Below are 23,126 nucleotides of genomic sequence, written 5' to 3' on the forward strand. Positions count from 1 at the left end.
GGTGATGACACTCTTAAGTGTCATAGAGGTTTGTGGCTAGACTTTCGGGAAGATTTTAGCAGGGGTGGCGTATTTCATCTGTTAGGAGGGGTGTTCTTGAGGTTTTTACATACAGCCGATTGGCACCTGGGGCGGATTTTTTACGGGGTTCACTTGACTGATGACCAGGCGTATGTTCTGGATGAACTGGTCAGGCTAGTGAAGGATACTGAGCCGGACGTGGTTTTAATCGCGGGGGATGTCTACGACCGGGCGGTGCCGCCGATCGAGGCGGTAAAGCTCCTGGACGATGTTCTAACCCGGCTGGTTATGGAGTGCGGGGTTCAGGTGATTCTGGTGGCGGGTAACCACGACAGCCCTGAAAGGCTGGGATTTGCCGGACGGCTACTGGTCAGCCGGGGGTTACATATCGTGGGCGAGCCCAGAAATGATGCACAGCCTCTGGTGATTTACGATCAGTGGGGACCGGTTTATTTCTGCCCCATTCCCTATGCCGAGCCGCCGGTGATCCAGGAACGGTTCGGGATGCAAGAGGTAGGTAATCATGAGCAGGCCATGAAGGCCGTAGTTTCCCAAATGGTCAGCCGTCTTCCCCGGGGCGCAAGATCGGTTGCGGTAGCCCATGCGTTTGTGGCCGGGGCAGAGGCGAGCGAATCGGAGAGACCGTTGGCCGTCGGGACAGCAGGAACCGTGAGCCGGGAATGTTTCTTGACTTTTAACTACACCGCTCTGGGCCACCTTCACCGGCCGCAGTCGGCAGGTGGTGATAGCATCCGCTACTCGGGGTCTCTTTTGAAGTACTCGTTCGCCGAGGCTTCTCACCGCAAATCCGTAAGCTTGGTGGAGTTAGACGGGGAGGGGAACGTAACCCTGGAAGAGATACCTTTGTCTCCCCGGCGAGATGTCCGGTGCTTGGAAGGGTACCTGGCCGACCTTTTAAAGGGACCTCACGGTGGAGGTTCTTGCCACGATTACCTCATGATTACCCTCAACGATGAAGGGGCGATTCTCGATGCCATGGGCAGGCTGCGAGAAGTTTACCCAAATCTCCTTCACGTCGACCGACCCCACCTTGTTCCGCGAGCGGAGAATATCCGCCCGTCAACAGACCACCGCAAAATGACGGTCTTAGATCTTTTTTCATCGTTTTTTGAGCAAGTGACCTCCCGACCGCTGGCGCAAGAAGAGGCGAAGGCCTTCGCCCGAGTGGTTGAGGATTGGGGGCGAAAGGAGCGGGAAACGGAATGAAACCGATCAAGATAATCGTGACCGCTTTTGGACCTTATGCCGGCACTCAGGTTGTGGACTTTAATGAACTGGGTGGACATTCCCTGTTTCTGGTTCACGGTCCTACCGGGGCCGGGAAAACCACGGTTCTCGATGCCATTTGTTTTGCCCTCTACGGAGAAACAACCAGTACGGGACGCGATGGTAAAAACATGCGCAGCCATCATTGTTCCCTCGGGGAAGAAACCAAGGTTGTTTTCGAGTTTGCCTTGGGAGACGGGGTTTACAAAGTGGAACGCTGGCCGGAACAGGAACGTCCCAGGCAGCGGGGGCAAGGGACGAGGGTTCAGCCGGCAGCGGCGGCGCTTTATCAGAAAGGGGTGTCATGTCAGGACGAGGAGTGGGCGGTTCTGGCATCTGGGGTAAATGCGGTAAACGAAAAAGTGGAAAGCCTTTTGGGTTTTACCGCCGCCGAGTTTCGCCAGGTGGTAGTCTTACCCCAGGGCGAGTTTCGCAAACTGTTAACGGCGAGTTCCCGGGAGCGCCAGGATATCCTTGAGACCCTCTTTCACATTGACGAATACAGCCGTATAGAGGAAGCCCTGCGGGAGTCCGCTGCGGAGGCCAAGAAACAAGTAGAAAAACTTTCCCAGCAGCGGGGTCTGATTCTGCAGGCGGCCGAAGCCCAGGACGCACAAGAATTGGAAGCAAGACGTCATCGGCACGAGATGGAGCTGAAAGAGGTAGCTGAGGCCCTGGGAAAGGCCGCGGAGGAAGTTAAACGGAGGCAGCTGGTTCTAAACGAGGCCCAAAAGGTCGAGGAAAAAATTAAGGAAAAAGAAGAAGCGGAGACTGCTTGGATCCAACTCGAATCGCAAAGGCCTCAAATGGAGGCGGCGAAACGCGAGTTGGAACAGGCCAGAAGAGCGGCAGCCTTGGTCGATTTGGAGGAAGCGGTGCTATCGCGCCGAAAGGAGGCTGCCCGGCTAAAACAGGCAGTAGAAAATAGCGATCGGGAGCTTAAAACCGCGAGGGAAAAGAAACAGTCGGCAGACCAGGCCTTGAAGAGCCGCTTGGAACAGGAACCGGAAAGGGAAGAACTCCGGCAGAAACTGGGCTGGCTTCGAGACTTACTGGAGAAGATAGAGCTCCTCCAAAACGCGCGCCAGGCCGAAAACCAAGCCTTTGCAGTTTTGAAGAAAGCAGAGGTGCGGTTGGACAAAATACAAAAGAAGGTTGCCGATATCGAAACCAGGCGGGAAGAGGTTATGAAAGCACGCCTTGCAGCCCTAGAAGTGGCAGCAGAGGCTGGGACTCGCGAAAAACAGTACCGGGACTGGGAAGAAAACCTACAGCGCCGCCAGCGGCTGGAAGAGTTGAGGCAGGAGCTGTCCTCTGTCCAAGAAAGCTATCAAACGGCAGAGCTGGCTCTTAGCCAAGCCCAGGAAGGTCTGAATCGGGCCCGGGGACGCTACAAAGAGGTGCAGGACAGTTGGGTGCGGGCCCAGGCGGTTGTCCTCGCTAACCAGCTGGTTCCCGGAAGGCCCTGCCCGGTTTGCGGATCAGTTGAGCACCCGGCGCCGGCTCAGGCGGCAGGTGAATTTCAGGGAGAAGATGCGTTGAGAGCCGCCGAAAGAGAATGGCAGCGGGCTGAGACGGGTTTCCAACGGGCGCTCAAAGAATTCAATTCCAGTTCTGCCCAAAAGAACACGGCTGAAAACAGGGTTCGGGATCTCGAAGCCGAGCTGGGGAACGTGGCGAAAACAGACATCCAGAGGCTTCAGGCCCGAGTTGTCGAGGCCAGACGCCTCTGGCAAGAAGCGCTCAAGGCCTCTCGGGACGCCGGAAGTTTGGCCTCGGAACTCCGAGAGCTGGAAAGGCAGGCGGGACAGGCTAAAGAAGAGGCATCTCGGATCGAAAAGGCCGTGAAAGATGCGCAGGCGAAGTGGGAAACGGCTCGGGCGGTTCGGGAGGAGAGAGAAGCCGGGGTTCCGCCTGAGCTGAGGGAGAAGCCTGTCATCGAAGCCGAAATCAGATCGGTTCAAACAAGGCTGAAAAGCCTGAACGATGCCTTGGAAAACGCCAGAAAAGATGCGGAAGAAGCGGGAAGGGATGCGGCTCGTGCGGAAGCAATGCTACAAGGATTAACTAATGAATTGGAAAGAACCGATACTCGGCTAAGAGAGGAGGAAACCCGTTTCTATTCCCGCTTGCAAGAAAACGGGTTTCCCGACTTGCATTCATACCACCATGCTCGGAAAGCCCTCGAAGAAATCGCCGAAATGGAGCAAGCAGTCAGCCAGTTCGAGCGAGCATTGCATACGGCCAAAGAGCGTTACGAGCGGGCCCGGAGGGCAGCAGAGGGGTTGCCCCCTCCAGATTTGCCAGCACTGGCGGCCGAACTAGAAATAGCCCGCAATAGGTGGGAACAACTGGAGACCAAAAAAATAGAACTGGAGAACGGTATCAGGGCCGACCAGAAATGGCTTAAGGCTTTGCTCAAGGTAGACGAAAAGCTGGAAAAAGCCGAAGCCGAATACGGGGTATTAGGTCGCCTGGCAGATGTGGCCAGCGGGAAAAACAGCCTCGGCCTTAGCTTCCGGAGGTTTGTACTAGGTGCTTTGCTGGACGATGTAGCCCTGGCCGCCAGCGAGAGGTTGAAGGTTATGAGCCGGGGACGTTACCAACTACGGAGGACGGTAGAGCGTACGAGAGCGCGGGGAGCTGCAGGATTGGACCTGGTTATATTCGATGCCTATACCGGATTGGAACGATCGGCAGCCACCCTGTCCGGAGGAGAAAGCTTTCTTGCTGCCTTATCCCTGGCCTTGGGTTTGGCCGACGTGGTAGAAAGCTATGCCGGGGGTATTCGGCTGGATACCATTTTCGTGGATGAAGGCTTTGGCAGCCTCGATCCAGAGACCCTGGACCTGGCTATGGATGCTCTAATCGACCTTCAACTATCTGGACGCCTGGTAGGTATCATTTCGCATGTACCGGAATTGAAGGAGAGGATTCCAGCCCGGCTCGAGATACGGCCTACAGAAAAAGGCAGCACCGCCCGGTTCGTGGTCGGCTAAAAGCATAAAGGCCCGCAAGCCTACCGGACGAACCGTGGATTACAGGGTATCATTAGCGACAGCCTGTAACCCAACTTGCGGGCCAACTTGAGCCGAAGGGATAACAGATACCCGGGATTTACTCTGTTTAACAGGAAAAGGATTTATCCTTTTACAGGGACCTTTTCCTGTGAGGCTCTGCCTGCTTGATCCCTTCAGCTACCCTTAGTATGTCCCCTTATCGCGGAGTAATTCGTTTTTCTTAACGAAAACATCCAGGAAAATCATGGAAAAGAATACTTGACATTCTTCGATAAACACGCATATTCGGATTCAATATATTAATTAATAAAAGAATAAGTCTGCGTCAATCAGCGTCTAATTTTATATGAAATAGAAAGACCCGCAAGCCATCTATATCAAACCGGTTATAACCGGATTTGAAGGGTTTCTACCGAGTAGAAGGCAGCTTGCGGGCCTTTAAGAACCCGACTCCTGATGGCCATAAGGAATAGCGAACCGTGTCAAGTTACGCCAGACCTGGATTTACAAATCCCTGATGCCTCGAGTCGGGTTCTAGCTCTATTATTCCCCTGAAATCCAACGTTATACTCAGTTACCCGGCCAGCTGTTAACAGTTGCTTCGCGAATAATACCGGCAACGAGAAAATAGATTTTCAGTAAAAAGGGTACGAGGGGGGATAAATTATGAAAACAAGAAAGCGGTTGTCGTGGTTGATGGCCTGGGTTTTGTTCTTTTCCCTGGCGTTTCCGACGACCGCATGGGGCGCGGTGGTGGATGTTGAAGCCGATTCATACGTGCTGATGGACGCAGATTCCGGCAAGGTATTGTTAGCGAAAAACGAGCACAAGCGACTTCCACCGGCCAGTATGACCAAGCTGATGACCCTAATTTTGGCTATGGAAGATCTATACAAAGGGAAAGTAGATTTAAAGGAGAAAGTGGTAGCCAGCGAAAACGCTTGGAAGCTCGGAGGTTCGCAGATTTACCTGGAACCTGGCGAAGAGATGACCTTTGAAGACATGGTGATAGCCATCGCGGTAGGGTCGGCCAACGATGCCTGCGTGGCGGTAGCCGAACACTTGGACGGCAGTCACGAGGAGTTTGTTAAGAGGATGAACGCCAAAGCCAAAGAATTGAGGTTGAAAGACACGCATTTCGTCAATGCTTACGGGTTACCTGATCCCGATCACTATTCTAGTGCCTACGACTTGGCGCTTATGGCCAGGTATGCCTTGTGTTATCCCAAACTCCTCGAGTTCACTTCCATCAAGGAATACAACCTGCGCCAAGGCGAGTTCAAGCTCTACAACACGAACAAACTCCTTTGGCATTATCCAGGTACTGATGGTTTCAAGACAGGTTGGACTAATGAGGCCAAGTTTTGCTTGGTATCCACGGCGAAACGTAACGGGCTGCGTCTTATTTGTGTAGTTATGGCTTCCCCCCAAAAAGGAGGAAACTTTCGGGATTCGATGAAGCTGTTTAATTACGGCTTTGCTAAGTATGCTTACCGTAGTTACTTTGCACCGCAAAGCCAGTGCGGGCTGGTGAGTGTAGGCAAGGGTACCAACGACAGGGTCGAGGCCATATGCACGCAGGAGGTTGGTGCCAGTTGTTTGAAAGGTGAAGAAAAGAATATTACTTACAAAAGAAGCCTGGTGGACTATATCGATGCCCCGGTTAAGAAAGGTCAGAAGCTGGGAGAAATAAAAGTGTACAATTCGGGACGTTTGGTAAAGACTGTAGATTTAGTCGCATACCGGGGTGTTGAGCGGTGTGGTATATGGAAGGAGATAACAAAAGCGATGAGCAAAATATTTTGTTTGTAATACCATTTAATGGAAGGAATTATTCTTAGATTTGGCGAAAGAAACAGTTGTAACCTCAACCGAGGTGCGGCAGCTATGCTTGCCGCGCTTTGGCGTTGGAGCCGGGAGGGACAAGTTGTGCGGTTGGAGCTAAAGGTAATCAAAGATACTCTTTTGGTTCAAATAGGAGGTGAGCTCGATATACTGGCAGCGGATCGAATCCGGCAGGAGATAGACAGAGTTATGCAGGCCCGAAAAATTCAGAAACTGATACTGGATCTGGAAGAAATTTCTTTTATGGACAGTGCAGGTTTAGGAGTGATACTGGGGAGGTATAAGAAGATTTCGGCAGTGGGAGGAAAGATGTATATAGTCAGAGCGCATCCCGGCATCCGAAAAATTCTTGAACTGGCGGGCGTGCATAAGCTCGTGACTCTATGCCAGGACGAAAAAGAGATTATCAGCTTGTAGACAAGGGGAGGTGTTCCGGCGATCAAGCCGGGAAAGATGAAGCTCAAGAATTACGTTAGACTGGAGTTTTGGAGTTTGCCCGAAAACGTGGCTTGGGCCCGTACCTGCGCCGCTGCCCTGGTAGCTCAACTAGATTGCACCTTGGAAGAGCTGGAGGAAGTAAAGCTGGTGGTGTCCGAGGCGGTTACAAACTGCATCATTCACGGTTACGAAAATCAAAGAGACGGGAGAATTGTTGTCGAACTTGCTCTATACGAGGAACGGGTGTTGGAGGTGGCCGTGATTGACTATGGCCGGGGCATAGAGGACTTAGAAAAGGCTATGCAAGCAGGTTATTCCTCGGACCCTGAGCGGACCGGAATGGGATTTGTCTTTATGAGGTCGTTCACGGACCACCTGGAAGTCGATTCTGCTCCAGGAAAAGGAACCAAGGTAAAGATGGTAAGGGACTTTGGGCAGCGAGATAGGCAAGCCCTGGCCTGAGGGGAAGAGCGATGAAGAATCGCACCGAGATTGATCAAGATAGGATGGAGGCTCTCGTCAAGGCTGCACAGGCAGGAGACCGGGACGCGGAAGAAGCGGTGTTTCAGAGTAACCTGGGCTTAATATATATGGCTTTGGAAAGGTTTAAGAACACCCCATACGACTTTGAGGATCTTTTTCAAATCGGTGCTATCGGGTTACTCAAGGCCATTGCTAGGTTCGATTTTGGTTACGGGGTGAAGTTTTCGACCTACGCTGTACCTATGATCATTGGGGAACTGAAACGTTACCTGAGAGACGATGGGATATTGAAAGTGCAGCGGAGTATCAAAGAGATTTATTATCGGGTCAAGTCGGCCCAGGATGACTTGCGAAGAGAGTTCGGAAAAGAACCGACGATTGGCGAAATAGCAGAACGGCTAGGCATAGAATTAAGTGACGTGGTAATGGCGATGGAAGCGTGTCAGCCCCCGACCTACATATACAGTTTGTTGCCTGGAGACGAGAAAGAACAAGCCCTCCCTCTCATCAACAAGGTTAGCGACCGAGAGGGGACAGAGGACTTATTGGAAAAAGTGGCCTTGAAAGAGGCGGTTACGCGATTGGATCCCAAGGAAAGGGAGGTTATCGTTCGCCGGTTTTTCAAAGACGAAACGCAGTCGGCCATAGCCGAAGATTTGGGTATATCGCAGGTACAGGTTTCGCGGCTTGAGAAAAGGGCGCTGAAGAAACTAAGGGGTTTACTTGATTCAATTTAATAGCCGTTCTTTATGTGTCTCTTATTTTAAGTTGGCGAGGAGTTGAGTGACGGAACTCTTCGTGTTGTTTTCCTACCTAATCCCTCCCTGGTCGCATCTTCTCGGCACAATCAGTGCAAATCTGCGTTAATCTGTGTCAATCAGTGGTTTATAGCCCTTATAGCTTGTATAATAGCGGGTTTTTGTTCGCATAATACCCATGTAAAGGGTGGGTGAAATCATGGTTGACCAGAGTGAACAGGCCAAGGTGCAGAAAATCGACGCTTTGGAGTATGACGAGATGGTGAAGCAAATAAAGCCCAAGCCCACGGTGTTAAAAAACAGCGTGTGGGCTTTTGTGGTTGGCGGGTTAATCTGTACCATTGGGCAAGGACTGCTCGAGTTGTTCAAAGCCACCGGGCTGGACATCCGGGAAGCTGGAGCTGCGACCTCCGTGGTGCTTATAGGGATGGGGGCCATTTTAACCGGACTCGGGGTTTACGACGAACTGGGCAAGAGAGCTGGAGCCGGTTCTATCGTACCTATTACAGGGTTTGCAAACAGTATAGTGGCAGCGGCCATGGAGTTCAAAAGAGAAGGCTACGTGTTTGGGGTGGGGGCCAGGATGTTCCAGGTAGCCGGGCCGGTGCTGGTTTATGGAATTACTACGGGTGTTCTGATAGGATTGGTCGCTTACTTGTTTAAATAGAGGTGGGATGAATGCCTCGGGTTTGCAAGAGAACCGGTCAGCAGAGCATTTACTTTGAAAACCCGCCTGTGATTACTAATTGGGCGAACATAGTGGGACCCATGGAGGGGCAGGGCCCCTACGGTAAGGAGTTCGACTGGGTTCTAGAAGACTATCTGTTCGGGGAACAGTCTTGGGAAAAGGCCGAGGCCAAGATGCTGCGGGAAACCGTAAAGCTCGTGGCCGGTAAGGCTAACCTGTCGTTGGCTGACATCGAGGTCTTCTTGGCAGGAGACCTTCTCAACCAGATTATCTCCGCCAACTTTGCGGCCAGAGAACTCAAAATTCCTTTTTTGGGACTGTACGGGGCCTGTTCGACCATGGCTGAGGGGATTGCTCTGGGAGCGATGTTGGTCGATGGCGGCTTTTACAGCACCTTGACGGTGGGAGTAACAAGCCACCATTACACGGCTGAGCGGCAGTTCCGATTTCCTACCGAACAAGGATCCCAGCGGCTCCCGTCATCCCAGTGGACGGTTACAGGATGCGGGTGCCTTATCATACAAAGAGACGGTGTTGGGCCCAGGGTAACTGCGGCCACGATAGGCAAGGTGATTGACCTGGGACAAAGCGACGTGAACGACATGGGAGCAGCTATGGCCCCAGCAGCCGCCGATACCATTGTTGCCCACTTTCGGGACACTGGACGCGATCCTAATTACTACGACTTGATTATAACCGGGGATCTGGGCAAGTACGGACTGGCTCTTATGGAATCCCTATGCCAAAAACTAAACTGTCCGCTGGGACAACACGTGAGCGATTGTGGGGTACTTATCTATGACATCGATCAGGATGTTCACGCCGGGGGTAGTGGCTGTGGGTGTTCGGCCGTAATGTTATGTGGGCCGTTACTCAACCGGATGCAGGCCAAAGAGTTTAACCGAATATTGTTGGTTGGAACCGGGGCCTTGATGAGTACCACCAGTTCGTTACAAGGGGAAACGATACCCTGCATTGCGCACGCGGTGGCTATCGAAAACTAAACTAGTTAACGACGGGGAGTGAAAAGAGGAGTAGACTTGTGAACCAAGGGGGTAACTCGTGTTGTCGTATTTCATGGCTTTCGTAATCGGAGGCGCACTTTGCCTCTTAGCTCAGTTAGTGATGGACCTGACCAAACCCGAGATTACGCCCGGGCATATTCTAGTCGGATATGTTACGATAGGCGCTATTCTCAGTGCCATAGGACTTTACCAGCCTTTGGTCAACTTAGGTGGGGCAGGAGCCACGGTTCCATTGTCAGGGTTCGGGCACCTGTTGGCTCAAGGGGCTTTGGATGGGATGAACAAGTCAGGCCTGCTGGGGGCTTTTCGCGGGGGAGTAGAGGCTGCTGCTGCAGGGATCGCGGCCGCGGTTGTGTTTGGCTATGTAACAGCGGTATTGTTCAGTCCCAAGGACTAAAAGTAGCAAGGAGGGCAGTAGCGGTGCAGACTGTAGGTATTCCTCGCGGTCTCTTTTACTACTATTATTTCCCGCTGTGGAAGACCTTTTTTTTGTCCCTGGGATACAGGGTGGTGACTTCGCCTGCTACCAACCGCCGTGTTATGGATGAGGGAATTCTAACAGCGGTGGACGAAGCTTGCCTTCCGGTTAAGGTGTACTTCGGTCATGTTAGGGAGCTTTGCCGAAAAGAGGTAGACTATCTGTTTGTTCCCCGTTTGGTCAGTGTTGAACCGCGCAGTTATATCTGTCCGAAGCTCATGGGCATACCCGACATGCTGAAGGCCCAAGTGCCGGACTTACCTCTGCTTATAGAGCCCAAGATCGATATGTCGAAGCGAGAACGCGACATTTTGGTAAGCATCTATCAGGTAGGAAAACTCTTGAACTGCAAGCCGAAGCAGGTCGAAGCTGCTTACCGGGCGGGCCAGGAAGAACAGAGAAGGTTTAACAGGTTGACCAGACAAGGGTACTCGCCGGATGAGGCGCTGCAAGCCTGGGAAACTGGCGACATAGTGGGGAAAAACAACGATGACGCGGAGAGTGCCGGGAGAGAAAAACTGAGAATAGGGGTCTTGGGACACGGGTACTCCTTGTACGATAAGGTAATCAGCTTGAATGTCTTGAATCGACTGAAAAGTATGAAGGTAGAAATCGTTACTTTGGAAATGCTGCCCGGGCAGGAAATTGAAGCTCATGCAGCAACTTTACCCAAGCGGATGTTTTGGACCTTGGGGCGCAAGCTTATCGGAGGAGCCCTAAAAATGGACAGTGATGAGACCATAGACGGGATAATTTACTTGGCTTGTTTCGGTTGTGGTCCGGATTCCCTGGTCGGGCAGATAATACAACGGAGGGTAAGGAAAACCCCTTTCATGCTGGTAACCGTGGACGAGCATACGGGGGAAGCAGGACTTGTAACGAGGCTGGAAGCTTTCTGTGACATGATATGGAGGAGGAAACAAGTAAATGAAAGTCACCTTTCCCCACATGGGTAATCTTTGGATCTCGGTTAAATCTCTCTTCGAGGGATTGAATCTTGAAGTAGTAGTGCCTCCTCCTTGTTCGTCTCGGACAATGGAACTGGGAGTGCGGCATTCACCCGAATTTGCCTGTCTGCCGTTGAAGATCAACATGGGAAACTTCATCGAGGCTCTGGAAAACGGGGCTGATACCATTGTTATGGCCGGTGGCTGGGGCCCCTGTCGTTTTGGGTACTATGCTCAGGTGGAAAAGGACATTCTTGTAGACCTTGGCTTTAAGTTTAGGCTTATCGTCTTGGAAGCTCCCGATTCCAGGCTGCAAGACCTGATTAAACAGTTAAAGCTTTTGGGCCAAAACGTATCCTTTTTCAAGGTTGTACAGGCCATACGTCTTGCCTGGGAAAAACTGAAAGCAGTTGATGAGTTGGAATCAAAGCTTAGGTACTATTTGCCGCGCGTTTTAGATCCAGACCGGGCTGAAAAGGTATTTGCAGAAGGGCTAAAAAAGGTAGACAGAGCCAACACTTCGATGGAAATCAGAGAAGCAGTGTTGGCTACGTCAGATGAACTGGGCGGATTACCTCAGAACGGGTGTATTCCACTCAGGATCGGGTTGGTAGGTGAGATATACACTCTCCTGGAACCGGCTAGCAACCTGCAGGTAGAAAGAAGACTGGGAAGATTGGGAGCAGAAGTGAAGAAAACAGTATCACTTCCCCAGTGGGTCAACGATCATCTTTTGGGTGGGGTGCTTAAGGTAGGAAGTTGTAGGGAAGCGGTTGCTTGCTCCAGCCCGTACCTTAATGACTGGGTAGGAGGGCACGGGAGAGAGACGGTGGGATACACGGTTCAGCTGGCCCGGCAAGGTTTTGACGGGGTGGTACAGGTGGGGCCTCTAACCTGCATGCCCGAGATCGTAGCCCAATCCGTCTTGGGTAAGGTGAGCCAGGTGGAAGGTATACCGGTGATGACCATGTACTTCGACGAACAGTCGGCAGAGGCCGGGGTACAGACCCGGCTGGAGGCGTTTATCGATATGGTGCGACATAGGAAGCGGATAAACAACGGTAGCCTTTTTTCCTGCACTTGATTGAGGAGACGGGTTTTGGCAAGGTCATCAAGGTCTACTAATAGAACTCAAATGGTACTCCGCTTCATGCGGTTCCTGTACTGTTCTGATAATAATCGGTGTTTTTCAGTGGCTGTCTGTGTTCATCTGTGGCTGGCAGAAGAACGATGTGGTGGGTGAAAGATGCGGTATGTGAGAGGAGAGAGGGAGGCAATACGGGGTGATATAATTGGAACTCTATTTGGGCGTAGATATCGGTTCGGTAAGCAGCAATTTTGTCTTGTCTAATGGTCAAGGCGAGGTACTGGCTTCTGTTTACCTTCGGACCATGGGCAACCCCGTGCAGGCTGTTAGAGACGGGTTGGCCAGGTTGGCAAAAGAGTTTCCCGGTACGCGTGTTAAGGGGGTGGGGACCACTGGCAGCGGGAGGCAACTGGCAGCTACGATGCTGGGGGCTGATGTGGTAAAGAATGAAATCACCTGTCATGCTATAGCCGCGTACCAGTACAATCCGGAGGTTCGCACCGTTATAGAAATCGGGGGCCAGGACTCGAAGATAATCATTATCCGGGACGGAATAGTAGTTGACTTTGCCATGAACACCGTCTGTGCGGCGGGGACCGGTTCGTTCCTTGACCAGCAGGCAGCGAGGCTGAACATTCCTATTCAGGAATTCGGACAGAAAGCCCTAGCTGCCCGCCAGTCAGCTCGGATTGCTGGCCGTTGCGGGGTTTTTGCCGAATCTGATATGATACACAAGCAGCAGATGGGTTATCCGGTCGAAGACATCATAGCCGGCTTGTGCGAAGCTTTAGCCCGGAACTTCCTCAACAACGTAGGAAAAGGTAAGGATATCCAGGAACCGGTAATGTTTCAAGGGGGAGTAGCGGCCAACGTAGGACTGAAGCAAGCGTTCGAGAAGCTTCTGGGAAAACCGGTCATTGTACCGCAGTACCATAGTGTTATGGGGGCAGTAGGTGCCGCGCTATTGGCCCGGGAGACAGTAGCGGAAAAGGGCCGGCCCACGAACTTTAAGGGCATGGATTACGTTTTAGACGGCCATTTCACGACTCGAAGTTTCGAGTGTCAGGGATGCCCTAACCTTTGTGAGGTGGTCAGCATCAAGCGGGGAGGGGAAGTCCTGGCTTACTGGGGAGACCGCTGTCGAAGGTGGGAGACTTCTCTCTCGTCAGATTGCCGGGCACTAGCTTGATTCTGGCTGGCAAAACCCGATGACCCAAATTACTCGTTGTCTGGCTTATGATGGTCTGGTAAAATATCAACATGATTTCAATACGTAACAGCGACAGCTGAGGAGAGGAGAGATTAATGAGATGAGTAGAGACGCCCTTACTAAGATTATCCTTCCGGAGGACAAGATTCCCAAGTATTGGTACAACGTGCAGGCTGACATGCCTAACCCGCTGGATCCGCCTTTGAATCCGCGCACAGGGGAGCCTGCGACTCCTGATGATCTATTGCCGATTTTTCCAATGGGTCTCATCGAACAGGAGGTTTCTCAGGAGCGGTACATCGAGATTCCCCAGGAAGTTAGGGAAATTTATCGGCTGTGGAGGCCTAGTCCTCTTTATAGAGCCCACAGGTTAGAAAAAGCCCTCGATACTCCCTGCCGAATCTACTATAAGTATGAGGGTGTCAGCCCGGTCGGCAGTCACAAGCTCAACAGCGCTATCGCACAAGCGTTCTTTAACAAGATCGCTGGGATCAAGCGCCTTACGACGGAGACGGGAGCTGGGCAGTGGGGAACAGCGTTAGCATTAGCCTGTCGGGTTTTCGGGCTGGATTGTACGGTGTACATGGTTAAGGTCAGTTATGAACAGAAACCCTACCGTCGCTCTATAATGGAAACCTACGGAGCAACTTGTCTAGCCAGCCCTACCGACCGAACCGCGTCCGGAAGGGCTGTGCTGGAGAGAGATCCCGACACCCCAGGTACCTTGGCCATAGCTATAAGCGAGGCGGTGGAAGATGCAGCCAGCCGGGACGATACCAACTACTCCCTGGGCAGCGTTTTGAACCACGTTTGCCTGCACCAGACGGTCATCGGGCAGGAAGTCAAGCTCCAGCTGGAAATGGTGGATGAGTATCCTGACGTGGTGATAGGGTGCTGCGGGGGGGGCAGCAACTTTTCGGGCATTGCTTTGCCCTTCATACCGGACAAACTTGCAGGAACCAATGTCCGCCTCATCGCTGTGGAACCGGCAGCTTGTCCAACCCTGACCAAAGGGGTGTTTGCGTATGACTACGGGGACCAGGCCGGGTTTACCCCTTTGCTGAAGATGTATACCCTGGGCCACGATTTTACTCCGCCCGGTATCCATGCGGGGGGCTTGCGGTACCACGGGGATTCTCCGCTTATAAGCCGGCTTTATCATGACGGGCTACTGGAAGCGAGGGCGGTATTCCAGAAGAATGTGTTCGAAGCGGCGGTGTTGTTTGCCCAAACCGAAGGCATTCTTCCTGCTCCCGAGTCGGCTCACGCCATAAGAGCGGCAGTCGACGAAGCCTTGGCTGGCAAAGAAGAGGGGGTCAGCCGCTGTATCGTTTTCAATTTAAGCGGGCACGGCCACCTCGATATCTCCGCCTACGACAGTTACTTGAATGGCAGAATAGAAGACGTGGAGTTTTCGGACGAAGCACTGGCAGAGAGCCTAAAGACTCTGCCCCAGGTCTAGTTACCGTGTATCATGTATTATGCTTTGACACGATTTTCACGGCGATGTTACAATGCTGGTGAAATTGGTCATATTAGAAGGTGTTATGGCAGGCTGTTTAATGACGATAGCCTGCTTTGTTTTATAAGTCAACCCTCCTATGACATCTGCAGTGGACCACTGGACGCATGAAAATTAAGTTTCGTAAGGCCCAAGAGCCATAAACTATATAATGTTTTTTGTTATCAGTGTAAATCTTTGTTAATCAGTGTCTATCTGTGGCTTATTATCGGAACGGAAAGGGTGAAAAGGTTGAGGCTGACAGGAACCATGCGTATCAACGCTCAGGGACACCTCGAGGTGGGAGGAATCGATGTTCTAGACCTGGTACGGGAATTCGGTACGCCTCTGTATGTGCTGGATGAAGAAGGATTTCGCGCTAACTGCCGGGCTTTTAGGGATGCTTTTGCCAAATACGGTCATTCCTTGGTTATTTATGCCAGCAAAACCCTGTCCTGCCTGGCGGCTTGCATAATCGTGGAAGAGGAGGGTCTGGGCCTTGATGTTGTATCCGGGGGCGAGCTTTATACGGCTCTCAGGGCTAGTTTTCCACCTGAGCGGATTTTCTTCCACGGCAACAACAAGACCCTGGATGAACTGGTTATGGCGGTCGAGTCCCGGGTAGGACGGGTGGTTGTTGACAATTTCTACGAGATTGAGCTTCTGGAAAACGTCTGTGAGCGGTTGGGACGCACCCAGAACATCCTTCTGCGGATCACTCCGGGAGTAGAGGCTCATACCCACGAGTATATAAAAACGGGGCAGATCGATTCAAAGTTCGGGTTTACTCTGGCCAACGGGGACGCCCTAAAGGCAGTCGATACGGTGTGCCGAACGAAGAATCTCCGCTTGATGGGACTGCACTGTCACATCGGTTCCCAGATATTTGAAATGAATGCCTACGCTCATGCTACTGAGATAATGGTAGATATTTTGACCGAGATCAAAAACCGTTTTGGCTTGGAGTTGGAGGAACTGAATATGGGTGGGGGCTTCGGAATTTATTATCACAGCGGGGACGAGCCCCGGCAGCCGGAGGAATGGGCAAAAGCGGTTATGTCGACTTTGCGCAGTAAGACCGAGGCTAACGCATTACGGATGCCGAAGGTTATAGTGGAACCGGGTCGGGCTATAGCCGGACCTGCCGGCATTACTCTTTACACCTTGGGCAGTTATAAAGAGATTCCCGGGGTCCGCAAATACGTAGCGGTTGATGGAGGTATGACGGATAACCCCCGGCCTGCCTTGTACGGTTCGAAGTACGAGGCGGTTATCGCCAACCGGGCCGACCGGGAGCCGGACGAACTGGTGTCGGTTGCCGGACGCTGCTGCGAATCAGGGGATATGTTGATATGGGATGTAAAGCTTTCCCATCCGCAACCCGGGGATATTTTAGCGGTTTTCGCTACTGGGGCATATAATTATTCAATGTCCAGCAACTATAACCGGGTAGGACGCCCGGCCATGGTGTTGGTCAGAGACGGTCAGGCAGACTTGATCGTGAAGAGGGAGTCTTATGAGGATCTCATCAGGAACGACGTGATTCCCGAACGTTTGGCCAGAGGCGACGTGGTCAAGATTGCGGCCGGCAAGAAGTTATGATGACTGCAAAACAACGCAAACGCTTCAAATGCGAATTGACCGGGTGCTCGAAGCCCCGGTTCTCGCGTTAATTGAGGCCTTTTCCCCGGGTGTGATATAATGCGAATGGGCAAGAAATCGCGGGAGAGAAGACATGGACATCATAACTTCACATAATGCCTTGGATTTCGATGGTTTGGCGGCAATAGTAGCAGCGGGGAAGTTATATCCTTCTGCCTTGAAGGTGTTTGCCGGGACCCTTTCCAAGAACGTTAAGAAATTCATGGGGTTGTACAAAGACCATTTATCCATCAGGTATCCACGGGAAGTCGACTTGGGTCGGGTTTCGCGCATCATTCTGGTGGACACCCGTAATCCTAATCGTCTCGGTCAACTACAGGGTTTATGCCGGCGGCCTGGCATCGAATTTTACGTTTACGACCACCACCCTGCTTCGCCTGGAGATGTTGCCGGTGTTTTGGAGGAGGTACACGAGGTCGGGGCTACTACGACTATCCTGGTGGAAAAGCTCATAAGCGAAAAAATTGCGGTTACCCCGTTTGAAGCTACTATCCTGGCCTTGGGCATTTATGAAGATACCGGGAGCCTTTTGTTTTCTTCGACTACTTGGCGGGATGCGGCAGCGGTATCTTTTTTGTTGAGCCGCGGAGCCAATTTGTCGGTTGTGTCTGTTTTTATCGAGGAGCCATTTTCCGACGAGCAGCGTTACCTTTTACACAAACTCATGGAAACGTCCCACCACTACCACGTAAAGGGAGCAGATGTGTTGGTTGCAACAGTCGAGGTCGACAACTTCGTTCCCGGTTTGGACCTAGTTACCCATCGTTTGGCGGAGATGGAACCGGCCGATGCTGTTTTTGTAATAGCCATGATGGAAGGGAAGGCAAACATCGTTGCCAGGAGCCGGACGAGCAATATCAAGGTAAACGAGGTGTTGTCTTTTGTTGGGGGGCGAGGTCATGAAAAGGCGGCCAGTGCTATGGTAAAGGGTCGAAGTTTGAGATCGTTGACAGAAGAGGTAATGAAAAGGGTAGAAGAAAGTGCCCGTCCCAGTCTTACCGCCCGTGACATCATGTCAACCCCGGTCAAGACTGTTTCGGCTCACCTGACCATGGAAGAGGCGGGGCGGATAATGCTGAGATACGGGCACACGGGAATGCCGGTAGTGGACGGGGAAAACGTTGTAGGCGTTATTTCCCGACGGGATGTGGACAAGGCGCGGATGCATGACCTGGGACATGCTCCGGTAAAAGGCTACATGTCGCGCACGGTGATATCCGTGGCTCCGGAGACGCCGGTCAAAGAACTGCAGAGACTTATGGTCGAGCACGACGTTGGTCGCCTGCCTGTGATTGAAGAAGGACGTCTGGTAGGCATAGTGTCTCGTACTGACATCCTGCGGACGCTGCACGGAGAAGACGAAGAAATAGAAGACCATGAAGTGCTTTATGTAAGCGATGAAGCTGGTTCAAGTGATGATTGCCGGGAGATTTTGTCACAAAGATTACCCTCCCGGATCCAGTCACTTTTGGAAATAGCGGGGGTCGTGGCCGAGGACCTCGGATTCATGGTTTACATGGTGGGAGGTATCGTCCGCGACCTTCTCTTAGGGGTTCCGAATTACGATATCGATTTGGTAGTAGAAGGCGAAGGCCTTGTTTTTGCCAGGGCTTTGGCGCAAAGACTCGGGGGCAGGGCCCGGGTCCACGAGCGCTTTCAAACGGCGGTGGTGGTGTTGCCCGACGGTTTCAAAATAGATGTGGCTACAGCCCGCACCGAGTATTACGAGTTTCCGGCTGCTTTGCCAGTGGTTCATAGGTCTTCGATCAGGGAGGACCTGTACCGGCGGGACTTCACCATCAACACGATGGCAATATGTCTCAATCCTGGCCGGTTCGGGGAGTTGATCGACTACTTCGGGGGGCGAAAAGACCTGAAGGAAGGTTTGATCAGAATACTGTACAATCTGAGCTTTGTTGAAGATCCGACCAGGATCTTGCGGGCAATTCGATTTGAACAGCGGTACAAGTTCCAGATAGAGGCTGAAACTTTACGTTTGGCCCGAGATGCTATCGACCGTCGGTTGCTGGGGAAGCTGTCCCATAAACGTATTCTGCACGAGTTGATTCTTATTCTGGAAGAAAAAGATCCTTTACCTGCACTGAGACGGATGGATGAGATCGGGGTATGGGAATATGTTATGCCGGAAGTCAGGTTGGATTCCGAGACTTGGATTATGCTCCGCCGGGTACCTAGAGTGTTGGGCTGGCTGGCGGAAAGGTGGCTTAATATCGGGCTTCGTTCGTGGGTGGTTTATTTGCTGGTGATTTTGCAGAAACTGCCTGACAGCGCGGTGGAAGATATCGTCCACCGTTACCGGTTTGACCGGGATGTGACAGAGATATTATTGATGGGACGCGAAGTGCCCGGGTTGGCGGTGGAAATCGAGGAGATACGAAGCTTAAGCATGAGTGATCTAAACAAAAAACTGCGAAAATTGAGCGGGGAACACATCGCTTTCTTATTGCTGTGTTTAAACAGGCCTGAGTCGTGGGAAAGGGTAGCTCGGTATCTGGAGCTTAAACAGGATGTCCGGGTTAAGGTGAACGGCTATGACTTAAAGGCTTTGGGCCTGAGAGAGGGACCGGTCTATCAAAAGATACTCTCTGACTTGTACGATGCTAACCTGGATGGTTTGGTCAAGACCTACGACGAAGAGATCGAGCTGGTCAAGAAGTGGATATCTGAGGGGAGAGTAAAGGACGATGGATAGGTTGACCGATTTTGTTATTTGGTTACCGGCAATATTGGTGGGACTGACTTTTCATGAATACGCCCATGCGCGGGTGGCCGATGCCTTGGGCGACAACACCCCGTATTATCAAGGCCGCTTAACTTTGAATCCTTTATCACATATAGACTGGCTCGGTTTCTTGTTACTGGCTTTAGTTCACTTCGGATGGGCCAAACCGGTACAGGTCAATCCGTATAACTTCAAAAGGGTCAGCATGAAAACGGGCATGATGCTGGTTTCCCTGGCTGGTCCCCTTATGAACATCTTGGTAGCGATCGTCGGGCTTTTAGCTATTAAGTACTTGCCAAACTTCACTGGCGGATCGACATTGTATATAGCTGACCAGCTGCTGCAACCGCTGGTGTGGATAAACGTGATACTGGCCAGCTTCAACCTCATTCCTATACCGCCTTTGGACGGATACAAGATCCTAGCGGGTTTGCTGCCTGGAAGGCAAGCTGGGTTTATGTACAGCCTGGAACCTTACGGCACTCTGATACTGATGTTGCTGATCGTGACCGGGGTAATGGGGACGGTGCTGGATCCTTTTATAAGGCTGGTAATGGGGATTCTTAAACTGGTGGTCGCGTAGGGGGTTAAGTGATTATCTGCCACGAAAATCGATTGGCGGGAGGAGTGTTAGCCAGCTCGCTCCAAGACTCCTCGCCTGCAACACATCGGCTTACTTCGGTGCGAAGCGGACCGCTCGGGATTCGGCATCCATGCACTCAGTCCCTCGCTGCTCGAAACCTCCTGTTTCTCGCTCCGCTTCGCAGCCCTCAGTTTCGCCGTGTGTTGCGACGGCTCGTCATACGTCGCTTCGCCCGGCTAACACTCCTCCACAGTCGCATTTTCATTCTCTAGTGGTGACTCGGATGAGAGTCATAAGGGTCTGCGTTTATAATATTCGTCCTCATCCGGAAAAAGGAATTTTAGCCGAAGGAGTGGATTTTATGCAAGGAACGGTTATGAGCGGGATGCGTCCCACCGGAAAACTTCATATCGGACACCTGAGCGTACTGCAGAACTGGGTAAGGTTGCAGGAGACTTACCGTTGCTTTTTTGCTATAGTCGACTGGCACGCTTTAACCACTTCGTTCGACGAAACCGAGATCATTCAAGAGAATATTAGGGACATGTTTCTGGATTGGCTCAGCGTGGGCCTGGATCCGGCAAAGAGCGCGGTGTTCGTTCAAAGCCATGTAAAAGAACACGCTGAACTGCACCTCCTTCTATCCATGGTGACTCCGGTCTCATGGTTGGAGCGGTGCCCTACGTATAAAGAACAGATTCAAGAACTGGGAAAAGAAGGCAAGGATATATCTACTTACGGATTTCTCGGGTACCCGCTTTTGATGTCCGCTGACATACTGGTTTACAAGGCAGATACAGTCCCGGTAGGCAAAGACCAGCTGCCGCATCTGGAGTTGTGCCGGGAAATTGCGAGGAGATTCAATTATCTCTTCAACGTCAGGTTATTCCCCGAACCCCAGGCGCTCTTATCCAAGGTACCAGTAATTCCCGGCATTGACGGGCGGAAGATGAGCAAGAGCTACAACAACTATATATCGCTTACCGATTCAACAGAAGAAATCCGGGATAAAACCAGGATGATGATAACCGACCCTGCCCGTATCAAAAAGACGGATCCCGGGCACCCCGAAGTATGCACGGTGTTCGTTTACCACGGGATGTTTAATCAGGAAGAGACAGATGACGTAGAAATCCGGTGCCGGAGGGGCGAGATCGGTTGTGTGGCCTGCAAAGCCAGGTTGGCACAGCGTTTAGACCAGTTGCTACAACCGATTCGGGATAAGAGAAACGAATTGATGAACCACCCCGGGCAAATCCACGATATGCTGAAAGAAGGAGCAGAGAAGGCTAGACAAGTAGCTAGCCGTACTCTGGAGGAAGTGCGCGAGGCGATGCGCATCTAATTGGTTATGGAATACCGGGTTCAACTGGAGGCTTTTGAGGGTCCGCTGGATTTACTGCTGCACCTCATCGAGAAGAATAAGGTTAACATTTACGATATCCCGGTGGCGGCTATCACCGAGCAGTACCTGGAGTACCTTTCTGGACGCCAGGAAATCGATCTGGATCACCTGGCTGATTTCCTGGTCATGGCCTGCACCTTGCTAAGTATCAAGGCGAGGATGCTCTTTGCTCCTACTGAGAGGGAAGAGGACTCCGGGCGAGACGACGAGGGAGACCCGCGCCAGGAACTGGTCAAGAAGCTGCTGGAGTACAGGAATTACAAGGAACTAGCGGGTATCTTGGCTTCTCTTTATCAAGGGGAGAAGCCGAGAGTTTACTATCGCTTGGCTAACGACGAGGACTCGTCGCCTGAAGGCGGGTTGCGGGCTTCGTTGTCTGAGTTGCTTCGGGCTTTCCGCATGGTATGGAAGCAGAAGCGAGAAAACGAACTCCAGCTGGTGGTCGCACCGGGCGGTGAGGTCAAAGTCGACCTTAAAATGCGGGAATTAGAGCAATTCCTCAAGACCAGACCGCAAGGAATAGTGTTTCAAGATGTTTTCATTAGGGCCGGGACGAGACGGGAGGCTCTGGCCCTTTTTCTGGCCCTGCTCGAACTGATTAGGCAAAAAAAGGTGGAGGCTATACAGGAACAGAGCTTTGGCCGCATTATCATCCGACTGACAGGAAACGGTGCCAGAGGCGGTCCCGTCTAATCCATGGGGAACGGGGGGTTGCCAGGTGTTGGCTAGGATAAGCGCAAAGGCAACGATCGAAGCTTTACTGTTTGCCAGTGGCGATCCTCTTCCTTTAAGCGAGATCGCCAGGGTCACCGGTTTGTTGCCTGACGATGTCGAGGTTATACTGGAGGAACTTATTTTGGAGTATAATAAAGAGGAGCACGGGATACAGGTTGTCAAATCGAATGCGGGTTATGCCATGTGTACCAAACCCGCTTTTTTCGAGTATATCAGGGATTTGAACAGAGGGCCAGAAAAAAGACTTTCACAGGCGGCTCTAGAAACCCTGGCTATCATAGCCTACCGGCAACCGGTAACGAGGACAGAGATAGAGGCGATTCGTGGAGTTAAGGCAGAAAGAGTTATCAATTCTTTGCTCGAACGGGGGCTAATCGCCGAAGCTGGGAGGAAGGATGCGCCTGGCCGGCCGGTTCTGTATGTTACTACTAACGAATTCATGAGGTTATTTGGACTCGCCAGTTTGGAGGATTTGCCCAAGGACGTCAGGGGGGCTTGAACATGGGGGAAGAGAAGTCTTTGGAAGAACAGATCATGATAAAGGCCCAACAGGTTAGGGGTACGGCTAGGTATATGGCCAGTTTTGAAGACCTGGTGGAGGAACGGATTCGCAAAGCCCGGGAGAAGGGGGCTTTTGATAACCTTGAGGGATTTGGTAAACCGCTTCAACTATATGAGAACCCGTTTGAGCCGCCGGAGATGCGGATGGTCTTTAAAATATTGAAGGATGCCGGTTACGCTCCCTATTGGGTCGAGCTAGGGAAAGATATTGACGGTGCCATGGAAGCTTTTAGAGAGGACGTGGAAAGATTCAAGCGGTACGTAGAAGTGGTTTTGGACGGTAGGGTTAGTCACCGGGCCTGGCAACGCTTTGAAAAGAAAAAAGCTGACTTCTACCAGGACGTTCTAAAGAGGTTGGAGAAGCTGAACAAACAGATTGACAATTACAATCTCCATAACCCCATGTTCTGGCTGGGGCGGCACAACATCGACGTCAAGACGGAATATGCTAAAGTAGTCGAAGAAATAGAAGGAGTCGTGGCCTCTAAAATCAAGAGATGATCACAGTTTGAGATTCCCCGTGATACCTGCGGGGTAGCGGGTAGATGTTAGAGAACTGGCATGCGGTTGTAATGTCAATCAGTGGGTATTCCTAAAGTATGAGAAAGGGCGAGCAAGGCTCGCTTTTTTTCTATTTGCATATGGGAAA

At 51.8% G+C, this 23,126-nt stretch carries 20 protein-coding genes; all 20 read left to right on the forward strand.

The window, feature by feature from the left end; all coding sequences use genetic code 11:
• Positions 1-90 precede the first annotated feature (90 nt).
• The 20 genes from HPY90_RS03370 to HPY90_RS03465 all read left to right on the forward strand — a co-directional run bounded on the left by HPY90_RS03370 (position 91) and on the right by HPY90_RS03465 (position 22,978).
• Positions 91-1,248 carry an exonuclease SbcCD subunit D gene (locus tag HPY90_RS03370; protein ID WP_287191125.1) on the forward strand — a complete coding sequence of 386 codons (1,158 nt, stop codon included), beginning with the start codon at positions 91-93 and terminating at the stop codon, positions 1,246-1,248.
• Positions 1,245-4,307 carry an AAA family ATPase gene (locus tag HPY90_RS03375; RefSeq protein ID WP_287191128.1) on the forward strand — a complete coding sequence of 1,021 codons (3,063 nt, stop codon included), beginning with the start codon at positions 1,245-1,247 and terminating at the stop codon, positions 4,305-4,307. Before HPY90_RS03370 ends, HPY90_RS03375 begins: the two co-directional genes overlap by 4 nt.
• Before the next feature lie 687 nt (positions 4,308-4,994).
• Complete coding sequence (locus HPY90_RS03380) at positions 4,995-6,140, forward strand: D-alanyl-D-alanine carboxypeptidase family protein (RefSeq protein ID WP_287191131.1); 1,146 nt, start codon at positions 4,995-4,997, stop codon at positions 6,138-6,140.
• 117 nt (positions 6,141-6,257) lie between these two features.
• A complete protein-coding gene (gene spoIIAA / locus HPY90_RS03385) occupies positions 6,258-6,590 on the forward strand; it encodes an anti-sigma F factor antagonist (RefSeq protein ID WP_013174711.1) in 333 nt (110 codons plus the stop codon).
• Positions 6,591-6,626: 36 nt separating this feature from the next.
• A complete protein-coding gene (gene spoIIAB / locus HPY90_RS03390) occupies positions 6,627-7,073 on the forward strand; it encodes an anti-sigma F factor (protein WP_013174712.1) in 447 nt (148 codons plus the stop codon).
• Between the two features lie 11 nt (positions 7,074-7,084).
• On the forward strand, positions 7,085-7,831 hold the full coding sequence (locus tag HPY90_RS03395; protein ID WP_287191134.1) for a SigB/SigF/SigG family RNA polymerase sigma factor: 747 nt from the start codon (positions 7,085-7,087) through the stop codon (positions 7,829-7,831).
• Positions 7,832-8,051: 220 nt separating this feature from the next.
• Positions 8,052-8,519 (forward strand): stage V sporulation protein AC, encoded by a 468-nt coding sequence (spoVAC, locus tag HPY90_RS03400; RefSeq protein ID WP_287191136.1) that lies wholly within the window; start codon positions 8,052-8,054, stop codon positions 8,517-8,519.
• Positions 8,520-8,530: 11 nt separating this feature from the next.
• Positions 8,531-9,544 (forward strand): stage V sporulation protein AD, encoded by a 1,014-nt coding sequence (gene spoVAD / locus HPY90_RS03405; RefSeq protein WP_287191138.1) that lies wholly within the window; start codon positions 8,531-8,533, stop codon positions 9,542-9,544.
• 73 nt (positions 9,545-9,617) lie between these two features.
• Positions 9,618-9,962: a stage V sporulation protein AE gene (spoVAE, locus tag HPY90_RS03410; RefSeq protein WP_502707185.1), complete on the forward strand. Its 345-nt coding sequence runs from the start codon at positions 9,618-9,620 to the stop codon at positions 9,960-9,962.
• 23 nt (positions 9,963-9,985) lie between these two features.
• Positions 9,986-10,999: an acyl-CoA dehydratase activase-related protein gene (locus HPY90_RS03415; RefSeq protein WP_287191144.1), complete on the forward strand. Its 1,014-nt coding sequence runs from the start codon at positions 9,986-9,988 to the stop codon at positions 10,997-10,999.
• A complete protein-coding gene (locus HPY90_RS03420) occupies positions 10,971-12,074 on the forward strand; it encodes a CoA protein activase (RefSeq protein WP_287191147.1) in 1,104 nt (367 codons plus the stop codon). Before HPY90_RS03415 ends, HPY90_RS03420 begins: the two co-directional genes overlap by 29 nt.
• A 208-nt stretch (positions 12,075-12,282) precedes the next feature.
• On the forward strand, positions 12,283-13,266 hold the full coding sequence (locus HPY90_RS03425) for an acyl-CoA dehydratase activase (RefSeq protein WP_287191150.1): 984 nt from the start codon (positions 12,283-12,285) through the stop codon (positions 13,264-13,266).
• A 121-nt stretch (positions 13,267-13,387) separates the two neighbouring features.
• Positions 13,388-14,749 carry a TrpB-like pyridoxal phosphate-dependent enzyme gene (locus HPY90_RS03430; protein WP_013174720.1) on the forward strand — a complete coding sequence of 454 codons (1,362 nt, stop codon included), beginning with the start codon at positions 13,388-13,390 and terminating at the stop codon, positions 14,747-14,749.
• A 291-nt stretch (positions 14,750-15,040) separates the two neighbouring features.
• Positions 15,041-16,390 (forward strand): diaminopimelate decarboxylase, encoded by a 1,350-nt coding sequence (lysA, locus tag HPY90_RS03435; RefSeq protein WP_287191152.1) that lies wholly within the window; start codon positions 15,041-15,043, stop codon positions 16,388-16,390.
• 133 nt (positions 16,391-16,523) lie between these two features.
• A complete protein-coding gene (locus HPY90_RS03440) occupies positions 16,524-19,163 on the forward strand; it encodes a CBS domain-containing protein (RefSeq protein ID WP_287191154.1) in 2,640 nt (879 codons plus the stop codon).
• Entirely contained in the window at positions 19,156-19,776 is a 621-nt protein-coding gene (locus tag HPY90_RS03445) for a site-2 protease family protein (RefSeq protein WP_287191156.1), read from the forward strand. Before HPY90_RS03440 ends, HPY90_RS03445 begins: the two co-directional genes overlap by 8 nt.
• Positions 19,777-20,137: 361 nt before the next feature.
• The gene (gene trpS, locus HPY90_RS03450; RefSeq protein WP_287191232.1) at positions 20,138-21,121 is read left to right on the forward strand and encodes a tryptophan--tRNA ligase; all 984 of its coding nucleotides are present in this window, start codon (positions 20,138-20,140) and stop codon (positions 21,119-21,121) included.
• A 6-nt stretch (positions 21,122-21,127) separates the two neighbouring features.
• A complete protein-coding gene (locus HPY90_RS03455; protein ID WP_287191235.1) occupies positions 21,128-21,874 on the forward strand; it encodes a segregation and condensation protein A in 747 nt (248 codons plus the stop codon).
• A gap of 25 nt (positions 21,875-21,899) precedes the next feature.
• On the forward strand, positions 21,900-22,415 hold the full coding sequence (gene scpB, locus HPY90_RS03460; RefSeq protein ID WP_287191159.1) for an SMC-Scp complex subunit ScpB: 516 nt from the start codon (positions 21,900-21,902) through the stop codon (positions 22,413-22,415).
• A 2-nt stretch (positions 22,416-22,417) separates the two neighbouring features.
• A complete protein-coding gene (locus HPY90_RS03465; protein ID WP_287191161.1) occupies positions 22,418-22,978 on the forward strand; it encodes a DnaJ family domain-containing protein in 561 nt (186 codons plus the stop codon).
• The last annotated feature ends 148 nt before the right edge of the window (positions 22,979-23,126 follow it).

The organism is Syntrophothermus sp., assembly GCF_013314835.1.
Lineage (GTDB): Bacteria > Bacillota > Syntrophomonadia > Syntrophomonadales > Syntrophothermaceae > Syntrophothermus > Syntrophothermus lipocalidus.

Coding starts and splice junctions, on each gene's coding strand:
- spoVAD (WP_287191138.1), top strand. CDS start 8,531: ATGCCTCGGGTTTGCAAGAGAACCGGTCAGCAGAGCATTTACTTTGAA.
- HPY90_RS03395 (WP_287191134.1), top strand. CDS start 7,085: ATGAAGAATCGCACCGAGATTGATCAAGATAGGATGGAGGCTCTCGTC.
- HPY90_RS03420 (WP_287191147.1), top strand. CDS start 10,971: ATGAAAGTCACCTTTCCCCACATGGGTAATCTTTGGATCTCGGTTAAA.
- HPY90_RS03375 (WP_287191128.1), top strand. CDS start 1,245: ATGAAACCGATCAAGATAATCGTGACCGCTTTTGGACCTTATGCCGGC.
- HPY90_RS03455 (WP_287191235.1), top strand. CDS start 21,128: ATGGAATACCGGGTTCAACTGGAGGCTTTTGAGGGTCCGCTGGATTTA.
- spoIIAB (WP_013174712.1), top strand. CDS start 6,627: ATGAAGCTCAAGAATTACGTTAGACTGGAGTTTTGGAGTTTGCCCGAA.
- HPY90_RS03465 (WP_287191161.1), top strand. CDS start 22,418: ATGGGGGAAGAGAAGTCTTTGGAAGAACAGATCATGATAAAGGCCCAA.
- HPY90_RS03380 (WP_287191131.1), top strand. CDS start 4,995: ATGAAAACAAGAAAGCGGTTGTCGTGGTTGATGGCCTGGGTTTTGTTC.
- trpS (WP_287191232.1), top strand. CDS start 20,138: ATGCAAGGAACGGTTATGAGCGGGATGCGTCCCACCGGAAAACTTCAT.
- spoVAC (WP_287191136.1), top strand. CDS start 8,052: ATGGTTGACCAGAGTGAACAGGCCAAGGTGCAGAAAATCGACGCTTTG.
- HPY90_RS03430 (WP_013174720.1), top strand. CDS start 13,388: ATGAGTAGAGACGCCCTTACTAAGATTATCCTTCCGGAGGACAAGATT.
- HPY90_RS03445 (WP_287191156.1), top strand. CDS start 19,156: ATGGATAGGTTGACCGATTTTGTTATTTGGTTACCGGCAATATTGGTG.
- HPY90_RS03440 (WP_287191154.1), top strand. CDS start 16,524: ATGGACATCATAACTTCACATAATGCCTTGGATTTCGATGGTTTGGCG.
- spoVAE (WP_502707185.1), top strand. CDS start 9,618: ATGGCTTTCGTAATCGGAGGCGCACTTTGCCTCTTAGCTCAGTTAGTG.